This window comes from Streptomyces sp. NPDC001617, from assembly GCF_053596855.1.
On sequence record NZ_JBSFHA010000152.1, the window covers coordinates 1 to 12,489 of the forward strand.

Here is a 12,489-nt window from a genome sequence, read left to right on the forward strand (position 1 = left end):
ACCAGGTCCAGGAGGGCTGGGGTACCGCCGTCTTCCCGATGGTCCCCGGTCACGAGATCGCCGGTGTCGTCAGATCGCGTTTTTGTGCGCCCTGTCGTCGGATACGACCGTATACACGCCGTGACTCCGAGTAGCAGCTGGGCCGGCCGGCCGACCCAGCCGGCGGCCAGTCTGCGCACCCAGGTCCCGACTCCTGACCTCACCATGGATGCAGACTCTGTACGGCGACGTACAGTCCGAGAACCAGCAGGGCGATGAAGAGAACCTTTCTGAACCTCTCCTCGGATATCCCCTTGCGGATCCGGTTTCCGATCGACATCCCTATGAACGCCGGCGCCAAGGACACGGCGGACATGACGGCGAGTTGCGCGCTGAGCAGGTCCTGCGCCTGGAGCGACCAGGTCAGACCGACGGTCGAGAGGGTGAAGAGGATCCCCATGCCCTGCACCAGTTCGTCGCGCGAGAGCCCGAGCGACTGGAGGTAGAAGACCCCCGGGACCGCCGAGGAGCCGGTCATCCCGGTGAGGAACCCGTTGGTGGCCCCGGAGAGCACCCCCACGGGGTGGTGCCACCTCTTGTGGCGGATGTTCACCCGCAGCCGGAACAGCCCGAGTACTCCGTACACGGCCAGTCCCAGGCCGAGCAGAGCCGACATCACGTCCGCCCGGAAGTAGCTCAACGTGAACGCGCCGGACGCTGTGAACACCGTGGCGGCCAGCAGAAACGGCCAGGTGATCCGTACGACCTTCCGGCCGTGCCCGCCACTCGACGCCTGCAGGACGTTGGTCAGGAACGTCGGAACGAGAATCAGCGCCTTCGCGGGCTGAATCCCGATCGCCGCAGTGAGAATCCCGAGGACGACGGGCGGCAGGCCGAGGCCGGTCAGGCCCTTGACCAGTCCACCCACGAAGAACGTCAGAACGATCATCGTGACGATGGTCAGGTCGGGAGAGTGCAGGTGCGTGGAGATCACGGGTGGACGGCTGCCCGTGGGTGCCCCGTCTCGGTGCCGCGGGAGGCGAAGGAGCGCAGCGCCTCCACGACGTCGCGCTGCTCGTCCGAGGTCAGGTCGTCGGGCTTCACCCGCTCGAAGCGATCGGCGAGTTCGGTGATGTCGTCCTTGCGGTCCTCGATGTAGACGGCGCCGTTGGTGACGAGCGTCTTCGCGCGCCCGGCGAACCGCTCCGCCAACTCCTGGGCGGCCGGGACGAAGTTGATGTCGAACTCGCCGATCTGCAGAAGCACATAGCGCGAGGGCGTGCCGACGGGTGCTCCGTTGACGAACCTGTGCCTGCTGGGGCTGGGGACCTGGAACACCTCGCCCGGCTGCACGGTGAACACGTCGCCCGTGTCGGGCAGTTCGATCGTGATCTGGCCCCGCGAGCAGTACATCATGTCGGACACTTCACGGTGGAAATGATAGGGAACCGCCTTGTGGTCGAGATTGAACACACTGACCCGCAGGCCGTCCTGGTAATGGAACTCTTTCATTTCCATGAGTCATCTCCCTGTCTCGCTGCTGACCAACCCGGCACCGTCCACTGCGACGGATTCCCGGTCGATCGCCGTCGTGGCCTCGATCCAGTCGTCGGCGACCCACTGGGCCGCCTCGACGAATGCACCGGCGTAGTTCTTCTCGTTCTGCCAGAACCTGACGGGCGGACCGAAGGCCGCCAGGTGCGGGGACGGGCGAAGAACGTCATCGGACCGCTTCATCACCCGGTATCCGCCACCGGTGTCGAGGGCGATGCCGCCGGTGACGTATCCCCCTTCCTCGTGCGGCACGATCTCGCCTCGCCGCAGCAGGTTCCGCACGAACAGTGACGGATGCCGTGCCACGCCGAAGTCCTGCGCTCTGGCACGGATCACGCAGTCCGCCCGCAGGACGGCCGGCGCGCCGCTGTCCGAGCGGTACGTGATCCGGAATTCACCGTCTTCCCCCGCCTTGATGGGTAGACAGTCATAGCCCAGCGCGACCGTCGTCAGAATTCCGGCGTCCATCAGGGCGAGTATCTTCTCCGCGTTCGCGGCCGGCATCGGTACGGCCGTCCGAATGAAGTGGGTGTCGAACAGCCGGTCGTACACCGCCTTTTCACCCGGTGCGAGCCGGCTGTAGAAGCGCATCCTCCGTGTCTTCAGGACGATCGCGTGGACGAGATCTCCGGTGGACGAGTCCCGCAGGTCGCTCGCCAGCTTCTCCCGGGCGGTGGGATAGGGCGGGCTCTCGACATCACTCCATCCCAGGGCCCCGTCGGTCGCCCGGCGCAGTTCCCTGTCCAGCAACTCCAGAACGGGCTCGATCTTCAGCTGCCCCCGGTGATCGCGCCGGATCGCGGCGAGGTTGTCCTCCGTGACATGGTGCGGCTCATACGGTGCGAGCGGCCCCCGAACAGGAGGGAAGAACCCGGAGCGCGACCCGGCGACCACACGCAACGGCTCGCGGCCCGGCGCCGGTCGATACGAGGCGATGTGACCGTCGTGTGTATAGGTGAATTCGCCTTCGTCGCACAGGGTCATGATGGCGTCGATACCGCTCGGGCCCATTCCCTGCACGAACAGCCGTGGCCGCTCACCGCGTGCACGGCGGGCCCCGACCCGGTCGGCAAGGGCGGCTTTCACTGCGTCCGGTGGATAAGGCGACGCGACATAGCCGTCCCGTCCCGAGAGTGGGCCGGTCACCTCGGACTGCCAGTGCCCGATGCCCAGCAGGGCCCGGTCGATCCCGTCCACGGTGAACTCGCGGCCGGTGGCGAGTTCACGGAGAGAAACGCAGAAGCCGTCCTCTGTCGTGCGGCCGTCCACGGCTTCGTGGCGCACGTACTGCTGCACCCGTATGCCGTGCGCGACCGCTTTCTCGACGGCTTCCTGGAAGCGTTGCCGTAGATATGCGCCGAACAGGGCCCGCGGATAGAACCCATGGTCGTCGGGCTGCCACTCCCCCAGCTCGATCCCGGGATGGGTTTCGAGGACGAGCTCCGGAAAGTCCCGGATGAGCCACGGTTTGCTCTCGGCCATCCAATCGACGAAGTCATTGCCGTGGATCCCCATGGTGCCGGCCTCGTTGTTGCACCGGTGTGCGAGCTGGACGTTGTCCTTCGCGTACGGATATCCGGGCCCGCTCACCGGCCCCTGCTCCACCGTGACGATCGTGATGGCCGAGGGCGGGAGCAGGGACGGCCGATGTGGATCGGTCAGTCGCCGCACCACATGCCACAGTGCACATGTACCGGAGAAACCCGTACCGATGATGCAGTATTTGACGTTTCCCGCCGTGGTGGCCATGCAGGTCAGGTCTCCAGACGGGTGAGGACGTGCCTGATGCGGCTGCCCGCCTTGGTCAGCAGCGCACCGCTGCGACCGCAGTTGATCCTGACGAAGTGGTTCAGCTGCTCGCCTTCGGCGAAATGACTGCCGCAGATCGTGGCGACCTTCGCCTCGGCCAGCAGAAACTGCTCGGCGGTGACGTGGCCGTGTTTCCGGTAGGCGTCCGCATGGCTCGACAGGTCGACGAAGAGGAAGTAGCCCCCCTGGGGGCGGCCGACCTTCAACGAGGGGACGGCCTCCAGTTCCCGCAGCATGGCCTCGAGGTTGCTGCGAGCGGTCCTCGCCCTGGCGGTCGCCACCTCGTCCATCTCCGGCTGCAGCGCGATGTGCGTCGCTATCTGGCCGTAGGTCGACGCGAACGAGGTGAGGTTGACCTGCGCTCGCGCGGCTGCCTCCACGATGTCCGGGGGACCGCAGAGGTACCCGATGCGATCGCCGTGCATGCCATAGGTCTTGCCGGGTCCGGTCACCGACAGCGTCCAGGACCGCATGGAGCAACGGCTGCCGTCGGCGAGCGTCACGTCGAGGCCGGCGAACGTCCTGGCACGGTCTTCGAGGACATGGGCTTCGTAGGGGGTGTCGAAGAGAACATGGACCGGGCTCTCACCGCGGGCCTCGCGTCGCCTGTTGTGCTCGGCGAGGACCCGGGCCAGCGCCGAGAGTTCCTCGGTCGCATAGATCTTTCCGGTCGGGTTGATGCAGTCGCCGAGGACGACGATCTTCGTGCGCTCCGACAGCGCCTTCTCGAGAGCCGGCGCGGTCAAGCCGTCCCGCGCCGGGACCAGGACGGTCCGGGGTACGGCTTCGTGCAGCCGTACCATGTCGGAGTAGTGGGGCCAGTTGGGCACGGGGATGACGACTTCGTCCCCGGGATTGAGCAGTGCGTGGAAGGCGACCGATATCGAGCCCTTCACACCGCCCGGTGTGACCAGGATTTCCGTGTCCGGGTCGTAGGAGATTCCGTGCAGGCGAGCCACTCGCGCCGCGATGGACTGGCGCAGAAACGGGAATCCCTTGACCGGCGCGAAGGCATGCACCACGTCGGACCGGGTCCGGATGAATTCGATCACCCCGTGGTCGATCCGGGGATCGGTCGGTGTGTCCAGTGCACCGATGCTGAGGTCGATGATCTGGTCGTCGGGGGCGAGTCCCTGATTGAGCGCGACCAGTTTCGCCGCGGTTCCATGGGTCGCCGATTCGGGAATGGCCAGGACGGCGTCGGAGATACCTCTTGTCTTCTGCACGGCCTTACGAGCTGCCTCTCTGTGGGTGTGGAACTCAACTCGTGACGTGCTTGTACATCGCGTTCCACATCTCCAGCTGGATGTTGAGGGTCTCGGTCGCGCCATAGGCGATCTCGGCGACGTCCGCCTCGGTACGGCAGTTGTTCACGACGCACTTCCTCGCGTCGGCGGCGTGCCGCTCCTCGACGCCCTCGTCGCCGACGTGGACGTTGAAGTAGATCTCGACGTTGTCGACGAACTCGGCCTCCGGCAGCCCGGTGTTGCTGTTGCGGAAGGCCGTGCGGCAGACCTGCAGCATGGTGTCGGCGTGGGACTCCAGGGCCATGGCGACGCCCAGCATGCGCTGGTAGCTGCCGCCCACCAGCTCCCGGGTGCGCTCGCGGTACGCGACCGTCTCGGGGATGACCAGGTCGCTGTCGCGCGCCTCCTTCACGCGCAGCGCCGGCAGTCCGAACTCGACCTCGCCGAGCATGTTGTGGGCGTTCTCCATCAGGACCTCGTGGCACCTGGCGGCCTCGCCGCTTCCGGTCTCCTCGTTGAGGATGAAGGAGAACAGGGTCAGCGTGTCGCGGTCGTCGTGAGCCGCCGCCTGGGCGCACACATGGGCTATGCCCTTGACCGTGCCCTCGGTCCGGTGGAAGAAGTTGGCCCGGTGAAGGTCGTAGGTCCGACTGTTCCACTGGGTGTCCTGGAGGAACTTGAAGTAGTCGTTGTCGTAGACGTCGTGCCGCTCCAACTCGTCCATGAGCGAGGCGACCTGGTCGTGCAGGGCGGTTGCGGTGCTTGTCGTCATCGTGCTTCCACTCCCGGTTCGGACAGGGTTCGAAAGGCAGAGTTTCGCCGGAGGACGAGATACGAACGGGACAGGCCGGGGAAATGCGCAGATGCGGCAGCCGGCTCGGTCACGAGGTCCCAAAAGCTCGTCTGGAATCAATCATGGCTCATAAACCCTTTCGACGAACAGGGCGTAAATCAGCCATCGGCCGCCGAATTCTGAAAGCGTCCGGAAATAGAAAAAAGCCCATCGCGCAACTCCCCTTGGCGAAAGGACAGTTCACCAAGGGGCGCGCGATGGACTCTTTTCAGGAGGACGGATCCATCAGTGGGTGGGCGCCAGATCGTCCTCGGAAACGGCGTTCGTCGAAATCTTCTTCTTCCAGCCGGTGCCGAGCCTGAGAAGCAGCGACGCGGCCGCCAGCACCACACCGAACCAGATGACGCTCGTGACACCCACGTGGTCGACGAACAGTCCGCCGAACAGTGCCCCGAGCGCGATGCAGGTGTTGTACGCCATGGTGTTGAGCGACATCGCGGCTTCGAACGTCTCGGGCGCGGCGGCGAGCGTCATGTTGACCTGGGACAGCTGCACGGCACCGAAGGAGAGTCCCCACAGGACCAGCGCGACGACGGCGCCGGACTCCCCGTCACCGATGGTACGAAGCAGCAGCAGGGCCGCGAGGAGCCCCACCAGCCCGACGACGAAGGTGCCTCGCAGGCTCCTGTTCACCGTGTATCCGGCGACGAAGTTTCCGATGGCACCGCCGACACCGAAGATGATCAGCACGACCGTGATGAAGGTGGCCGAGGCGGATGCCTCGTCCTCCAGGTAGGGGCGCACGAACGTGTAGGCACCGAAGTGGCCGAGCACGAAGAAGATGACGATGAGCAGCACCGTGCGAAGCTGGCCGTTCCTGACCGGCAGCCCGAAGACCTCCCGCACCGACACCGCGTTCTCCGACGGCAGCGACGGAATGATCGCCGCGACCGCGAAGAACACCAGCAGGCTGAGGCCGGCCCAGATGGCGAAGGTGGTCCGCCAGTTCGTGTGGGCTTCGACGATGGTGCCGAGCGGAATACCCACGACCGTCGCGATGGAGATGCCGGACATCACGACCGCGGCCGCCCGGCTCGCGTGGCGCTCGGGCACGATGCGCATGGCCATGCTCACGCCGATGGCCCAGAAGACGCCACTGGCGAATCCCATGCACAGCCGTGTCGCGAGAATCAGCGGGTAGTTCGGCGAAACGGAGGTGATGAGGTTTCCCACGGCCAGGACCGCGAGCAGGGTGGACAGCAGCAAGCGTCGGTTGACGCGCCGTGTCCAGGCGACGATGAACGGTACGCCGAGGCCGGCGGCGACGCCCTGCGCGGTCACCATGAGACCGGCGACACCGACGGAGATGTCGAGGCTCTTGCTGAGCGGGGTGAGCAGGCCGACGGGCATCAACTCGGTGGTGAGGAAGACGAACAGGCTGGCGGTGATGGCGGCGACGCCGAGCCATCCCTTGACGGCCGAGGGCGAACGCTCTTGTTGCTGTACGGACATGACTTCTCTCCAACAATCTGGTGATGTCTGGGGCCTGCGGCACAGGGCGTCATAAACCGGTTCCGCTGCGCCCCACGGCGGGCTTCGACCCGAGCACCGCGGGTTCCTCCCCGGTGGGAGGGTTCTCGGCGGTCGTCGTACGCGGCTTGGCCGGCCTGGGTTGCGCGAGCACCACGGCGATGAGGATCACCAGGATTCCGACCATCTGGAGGGCCGAGAACGTCTCGTCCTCGAAAGCGATTCCGAGGATGGTCGCGACGATCGGACTGCCGAGGGCCAGGAAGGAGACCGCCAGGGCCGGCAGCTTCTCGATCCCGCGGAACCAGAGCGCGTAACTGATCACCGCGCCGAGGGAGATGAGGTAAGCGAACCCGAAGATGTTGGTTCCCGTGAGGGAGGCCGGCAGCCCTTCGACGGACAGGGTGAAGGGCAGTGACACGAGCCCGCCCGCGGTCAACTGCCAGCCGGTGAAGGGAAGCAGGCCCACGCCCTCGGGCCGCCCCCAGCGTTTGGTGAACGTGATGCCGGTGGCCATACAGGCCGCCCCGCCGAGCGCGGCCGCCACGCCGACGAGGTCGAGTGCCGCCGACCCCTTGAACACCAGCAGGACGACACCGGCCGCGCCGAGGGCGCAGGCCACCACGTGTACGGCGCGGATTCTGTCACCGATGACGAGCGCCGCCAGGATCAGCACGATCATCGGCTGCACCGCCATGATCATCGCCGCGATGCCACCCGGCAGACGGTAGGCGGCGACGAACAACAGCAGGTTGAAGGCACCGATGTTGAGCGTGCCGAGCACCAGGGAACGCCACAGCCACGTGCCCTTCGGCAGGACGCGGGAGATGAGCAGCAGGATCAGCCCCGAGGGAAGCGCCCGCACGGTGGTGGCGAGCAGGGGACGGTCCGGGGGTAACCATTCCGTCGTCACCAGATAGGTACTTCCCCAGATCGCCGGCGCAAGGGCCGTCACACCCGAGGTGAGGAGTTGCCGGCCACTGTTCACGGCGCACCACCCTCCGCTTCGGAAAACCTGTCATCGAATGCACCGATGCCAGGAAATGGATTTGCGTTCACGTCGGAATTCCCTGAGAGCGACTAGTCGAAAATGGCATCGCGTGTGCGCGTGCGCTTCAGTTCGAAGAATCCGTCGGTGCCTGCCATGGCGAGCACGGCGTCCCACAGGCGGCCGGCCGCCTCGCCGCGCGGAGCGGGTGAGATCACCGGGCCGAAGAACGCGATGAGTTCGCCGTCGGCACCAGGAACGTGAATGACCGGAGTACCGACCTCGGAGCCGACCGGGTCCATTCCGGCATGGTGACTGGCGCGCAGTGTCTTGTCGTAGTCGGTGGTGTCCGCCACCTCGACGAGTTCCGCGGGCAGATCGGCTTCGGCGAGGGCCGCGAGCATCATGTCGCGCTTCAGGCCCGCCTTCTTGTGGTGAATCAGGGTCCCCATGGCGTTGTAGAGCGGCCGCAGGACTTCCGTACCGTGCTGCTGTTCGGCGGCGATGCAGACGCGCACCGGGCCCCAGCCGTCGATCATTCCCTGCTTGTATTTGTCCGGAACTTCCCGTCCCTCATTGAGCACCGAGAGGCTCATCACATGGAAACGGGTTTCGATGGACCGCACCTTTTCGACCTCGAGCAGCCAACGGGAGGTGATCCACGCCCACGGGCAGCGGGGGTCGAACCACATGTCGACGACGGTCTCCGCCTCATTTGACGGCATGCTGGTCATGATGGGCCGGTCCTTCCGGTCGGGATGGGAAAGTCGCCACCCGGCTCGAATTCGTCGACATCGGAAATCGGCGTGGCGGTGTGGCACGTTCAAATTCTGGACCGGCGGCCATCAATGAGTCCAACACATGTTTGTCATCTCATTTATCTTGATGCAAGATGGATCACCATGGAGCTGCAGCAGATGCGCTATGTGGTCGCCGTCGCCGAGACGAACAGCTTCACCCGCGCCGCCGAGCGCTGTCTGGTCGTCCAGTCCGCCCTCAGTCATCAGATCGCGCGTCTGGAACAGGAGCTGGGTGCCAAGCTGTTCGAGCGCACCACCCGCCGGGTCCGGCTCACGCCGGCCGGTGCGGCGTTCCTCCCCGCCGCCCGCCAGTGCCTGGAGTCCGCCGAGCGCGCGTCCCTCGAGGTCGCCGCCGCCATCGGTGAGGTCCGCGGGCGGCTCTCCGTGGGTCTGATCCCGTCCGTCGCCGCCGTCGACATCCCGGGCGCGCTGCGCGACTACCACCAGCGGTATCCCCAGGTGCGCATCAGTCTCCGCGTGGGCGCGAGCGACGATCTCGTCGAGCAGGTCAAGCAGGGCACCATCGAGGTCGCGTTCCTCGGACTGCCGACCACCATGCGGCCCGAAGGCGTCAGCGCCCGGGAACTCGCCCGTGACCGGCTCGTCGCCGTCATCGCCCCGGATCATCCCCTCGCCGACGAACCGGCCGTCGACCTGCAGCGGCTGTCCTCGGAGGTGTTCGTGGACCTCCCGGCCAAGACCGCCGGCCGCGTCCAGTCCGACCTGGCCTTCTCCGCCGCCGGCCTGGTCCGCGACGTGGCCTTCGAGGTGACCAACGCCGACTTCCTGGCCCGGATGGTCGGACAGGGCCTCGGCGTGGCGATGCTCCCCTCCGCCTACGCGGCCCAGCTCAGCGGCGTGACCACCGTCGAGGTCATCGACGCGCCGGCCCGGGTCGAGTACATCATCTGGAGCGCCGAGGGCCGCACCCCGGCGGCGACCGCCTTCCTGCGGGTCCTCGACGTCCCGGACGTGCACGCGACCCCGTGAGAGCGGCGCGGCCCGCGACGCCCGGGCCGCGTCGTCAGCGCTGGTCCGCCAGGACATACCGCGTACTCCTCGTGCTCAGTACGTTGCGGTGGATCTCGAGCGTCGCCGTCGAGCGGTTGAGCGTGATGTAGTGCAGTCCGGGGGCTCCTTCGGCGAGGAGCCGCTCGGCCATGGCGGTGGCGTGTGCGACTCCGATGCGGTGGCCCTGCTCCGGGTCGTCCCGCACGGCGTCCAGGCGGTGTGCCAGTTCCTCCGGGAAGGCGGCGCCGCTCAGTTCGGCGAAGCGGCCGATCTGATGTACGTCGGTGGCGGGCATGATCTCCGGGATGATCGGGATGTCGCAGCCCGCCGCGGCCACCCTGTCGCGCAGCCGCAGATAGTCGTCGACGCGGAAGAACATCTGCGTGATGGCGTAGTCGGCTCCCGCCCTGCACTTGGCGACGAAGTGCCGGATGTCGCTGTCCCAGTCCGGGGAGCGCGGATGGCGTTCGGGGAACGCCGCGACACCGATGCCGAAGTCTCCCAACTCCCTTACCAGGGAGACCAGTTCATGGGCGTGGGCGAAGCCGTCGGGGTGCGGGATCCAGGGTGCGCCAGGGGCGCCGGGCGGGTCACCGCGCAGGACCAGGACGTCCCGTACGCCGACGTCGGCGTACTGGCCGATGATGTGGCGCAGTTCCGACACGGAGTGCCCGACCGCGGTGAGATGGGCGACCGGGCGCAGGGTCGTCTCGGTCGCGATCCGTTGCGTCAGCTCGACGGTGCGGTCTCTGGAGGAGCCGCCCGCCCCGTAGGTCACCGACACGAAGTCCGGCGCCAGCCGCTCGATCCGGCGGATCGCCTGCCACAGGCTCCGTGCTCCGGCGTCGGTCCTCGGCGGGAAGAACTCGAAGGAGAACGTGGGCGTACGCCGAGCGAGGACGTCACGCAGTGTCGTCACAGTCGCCCCCCGATCTCCCGCGCCGCGTCGGCACCGAAGCTCCGGCCGATGCGGGCCAGGATGTCGGAGGGAAGCAGCTTGTACTCCTGGGTTCCGACGGATTCGAGCACCAACGTGGCCAGCGCACACCCCAGTTGCGCCGCCCGCTCGTACGGCAGCTCCCAGGCCAGCCCCGCGAGGAATCCGGCCCGGAAGGCGTCGCCCCCACCGGTCGGATCCACCACGCCGTCCGTCGCCACGGCCGGGACGTCCCTGCGCCGCCCTCCGGTCTCCATGATCGATACGCCCTCGGCGCCACGCGTGACGAGCCAGGTGCCCACGCGCCGCAGTACCTCCCGCTCGCTCCAACCGGTGCGCTCGCACAACAGCGCGCTCTCGTACTCGTTGGTGAACAGCAGCCGGGCCCCGTCCACCAGACGCCGCGTCTGCCCGGTGTCGAGGCGGGCCAGTTGTTGGGAGGGGTCGGCCGCGACCGGGACGCCGAGCGCATGCGCGGCGGCCGTGTGCCGCAGCATGGCCTCGGGGTCGTCGGCGCCGACGAGGACCAGGTCGAGGCCGCCCGTGCGCCGGTGCACGTCGGCGAGGTCGATCCGGCCGGCCTCGGCCATGGCGCCCGCGTAGAACGTCGCGATCTGGTTCTGGTCGGCGTCCGTGGTGCACACGAAACGCGCCGTGTGCAGGGTCTCGCTGACGCGGACCGACCCGATGTCCACGCCGGCCTCACGCAGCCGCTCTCCGTAGGCGGCGAAGTCGAGGCCCGCGGCGCCCACGAGCACCGGGCGCAGGCCGAGGCGGCCCAGGCCGAAGGAGATGTTCGCGGCCACGCCTCCCTCCCGGACCTCGAGGCGGTCGGCCAGGAAGGACAGGGACACGTGCTCGACCATTTCGGCGATCAACTGCTCCGCGAACCGGCCCGGGTAGACCATGAGATGGTCGATCGCGATGGAGCCTGACACGGCGATACGCACTGGGGTTCTCCTCGGACTGTGGACGGGACGGCGCGAAGCGGGGCGGAGCGGGGAGTGGGGAGTGGGGAGTTCAGTGCAGGCCCGCGGCCTTGCGCAGGACATCCACCCGGTCGGTGCGCTCCCAGGTGAAGCCGGAGAGCTCGCGGCCGAAGTGGCCGTAGGCCGCGGTGCGGGCGTAGATCGGGCGGAGCAGGTCGAGGTCCTGGACGAGGGCGGCCGGGCGGAGGTCGAAGACGTCGGTGACGGCGTTCTGGATGTCCGGCACGGGCAGGTTCTCGGTGCCGAACGTCTCGACGAAGAGGCCTACCGGCTCGGCCCTGCCGATCGCGTACGCGACCTGGACCTCGCAGCGCGAGGCCAGGCGGGCGGCGACCACGTTCTTGGCCACCCAGCGCATCGCGTACGCCGCCGAACGGTCCACCTTGGACGGGTCCTTGCCGGAGAAGGCACCGCCGCCGTGGCGGGCCGTCCCGCCGTACGTGTCGATGATGATCTTGCGGCCGGTCAGGCCCGCGTCACCCATCGGGCCGCCGATCTCGAAACGCCCGGTCGGGTTGACCAGCAGACGACAGCCCTCGGTGTCCAGCTTGATGCCCTCCTGCGCCAGGGCCTTCAGCTCCGGCTCCACCACGAACTCCCGGATGTCCGGGGCCAGTAGTGAGTCGAGGTCGATGTCAAAGGCGTGCTGCGAGGAGACCACCACCGTGTCGAGACGGACGGCACTGTCGCCGTCGTACTCGATGGTGACCTGCGTCTTGCCGTCCGGGAGCAGATAGGGGACCGTGCCGTTCTTGCGGACCTCGGAGAGGCGCTTCGCCAGACGGTGCGCCAGGAAGATCGGCAGCGGCATGAGGGTCGGCGTCTCGTCGGTCGCGTAGCCGAACATCAGGC

12 protein-coding genes are annotated in these 12,489 nt (G+C 67.3%); 1 reads left to right on the forward strand and 11 read right to left on the reverse strand.

Translation table 11 applies throughout. From position 1 onward, the window contains the following. Window positions 1-199 precede the first annotated feature (199 nt). The 8 genes from ACWC09_RS51060 to ACWC09_RS51095 all read right to left on the reverse strand — a co-directional run bounded on the left by ACWC09_RS51060 (window position 200) and on the right by ACWC09_RS51095 (window position 8,625). The gene (locus ACWC09_RS51060) at window positions 200-973 is read right to left on the reverse strand and encodes a sulfite exporter TauE/SafE family protein (RefSeq protein ID WP_450858995.1); all 774 of its coding nucleotides are present in this window, start codon (window positions 971-973) and stop codon (window positions 200-202) included. Further along, window positions 970-1,497: a cupin domain-containing protein gene (locus ACWC09_RS51065; RefSeq protein ID WP_450858997.1), complete on the reverse strand. Its 528-nt coding sequence runs from the start codon at window positions 1,495-1,497 to the stop codon at window positions 970-972. The genes ACWC09_RS51060 and ACWC09_RS51065 overlap by 4 nt, the downstream gene beginning before the upstream one ends. A gap of 3 nt (window positions 1,498-1,500) precedes the next feature. Further along, window positions 1,501-3,282: an FAD/NAD(P)-binding protein gene (locus tag ACWC09_RS51070; RefSeq protein WP_450858998.1), complete on the reverse strand. Its 1,782-nt coding sequence runs from the start codon at window positions 3,280-3,282 to the stop codon at window positions 1,501-1,503. A gap of 5 nt (window positions 3,283-3,287) precedes the next feature. Next, the gene (locus ACWC09_RS51075) at window positions 3,288-4,568 is read right to left on the reverse strand and encodes a pyridoxal phosphate-dependent aminotransferase (RefSeq protein ID WP_450858999.1); all 1,281 of its coding nucleotides are present in this window, start codon (window positions 4,566-4,568) and stop codon (window positions 3,288-3,290) included. Between the two features lie 34 nt (window positions 4,569-4,602). Further along, on the reverse strand, window positions 4,603-5,361 hold the full coding sequence (locus tag ACWC09_RS51080) for an iron-containing redox enzyme family protein (RefSeq protein ID WP_450859001.1): 759 nt from the start codon (window positions 5,359-5,361) through the stop codon (window positions 4,603-4,605). 306 nt (window positions 5,362-5,667) lie between these two features. Then, window positions 5,668-6,894, reverse strand: coding sequence for an MFS transporter (locus tag ACWC09_RS51085; protein ID WP_450859002.1), 1,227 nt, complete (start codon window positions 6,892-6,894; stop codon window positions 5,668-5,670). Between the two features lie 49 nt (window positions 6,895-6,943). Next, window positions 6,944-7,900, reverse strand: coding sequence for an EamA family transporter (locus tag ACWC09_RS51090; RefSeq protein WP_450859004.1), 957 nt, complete (start codon window positions 7,898-7,900; stop codon window positions 6,944-6,946). 92 nt (window positions 7,901-7,992) lie between these two features. Next, window positions 7,993-8,625, reverse strand: a complete 633-nt coding sequence (locus tag ACWC09_RS51095) for a mycothiol-dependent nitroreductase Rv2466c family protein (RefSeq protein WP_450859013.1) — start codon at window positions 8,623-8,625, stop codon at window positions 7,993-7,995. Window positions 8,626-8,802: 177 nt separating this feature from the next. Between ACWC09_RS51095 and ACWC09_RS51100 the strand changes: the two genes are divergently transcribed. Then, a complete protein-coding gene (locus ACWC09_RS51100) occupies window positions 8,803-9,690 on the forward strand; it encodes a LysR family transcriptional regulator (RefSeq protein ID WP_450859006.1) in 888 nt (295 codons plus the stop codon). Window positions 9,691-9,724: 34 nt separating this feature from the next. On the opposite strand, the gene metF is transcribed toward ACWC09_RS51100, so the two are convergent. From metF to metK, 3 genes are all read right to left on the reverse strand, one after another. Beyond that, on the reverse strand, window positions 9,725-10,630 hold the full coding sequence (metF, locus tag ACWC09_RS51105) for a methylenetetrahydrofolate reductase [NAD(P)H] (RefSeq protein WP_450859007.1): 906 nt from the start codon (window positions 10,628-10,630) through the stop codon (window positions 9,725-9,727). Beyond that, window positions 10,627-11,598: a carbohydrate kinase family protein gene (locus ACWC09_RS51110; RefSeq protein WP_450859009.1), complete on the reverse strand. Its 972-nt coding sequence runs from the start codon at window positions 11,596-11,598 to the stop codon at window positions 10,627-10,629. Before ACWC09_RS51110 ends, metF begins: the two co-directional genes overlap by 4 nt. Window positions 11,599-11,668: 70 nt before the next feature. Continuing rightward, a partial coding sequence (metK, locus tag ACWC09_RS51115) for a methionine adenosyltransferase (RefSeq protein WP_450859011.1) occupies window positions 11,669-12,489 on the reverse strand: 821 nt, incomplete at its 5' end.

Coding starts and splice junctions, on each gene's coding strand:
- ACWC09_RS51085 (WP_450859002.1), bottom strand. CDS start 6,894: ATGTCCGTACAGCAACAAGAGCGTTCGCCCTCGGCCGTCAAGGGATGG.
- ACWC09_RS51100 (WP_450859006.1), top strand. CDS start 8,803: ATGGAGCTGCAGCAGATGCGCTATGTGGTCGCCGTCGCCGAGACGAAC.
- ACWC09_RS51080 (WP_450859001.1), bottom strand. CDS start 5,361: ATGACGACAAGCACCGCAACCGCCCTGCACGACCAGGTCGCCTCGCTC.
- ACWC09_RS51095 (WP_450859013.1), bottom strand. CDS start 8,625: ATGCCGTCAAATGAGGCGGAGACCGTCGTCGACATGTGGTTCGACCCC.
- ACWC09_RS51070 (WP_450858998.1), bottom strand. CDS start 3,282: ATGGCCACCACGGCGGGAAACGTCAAATACTGCATCATCGGTACGGGT.
- ACWC09_RS51065 (WP_450858997.1), bottom strand. CDS start 1,497: ATGGAAATGAAAGAGTTCCATTACCAGGACGGCCTGCGGGTCAGTGTG.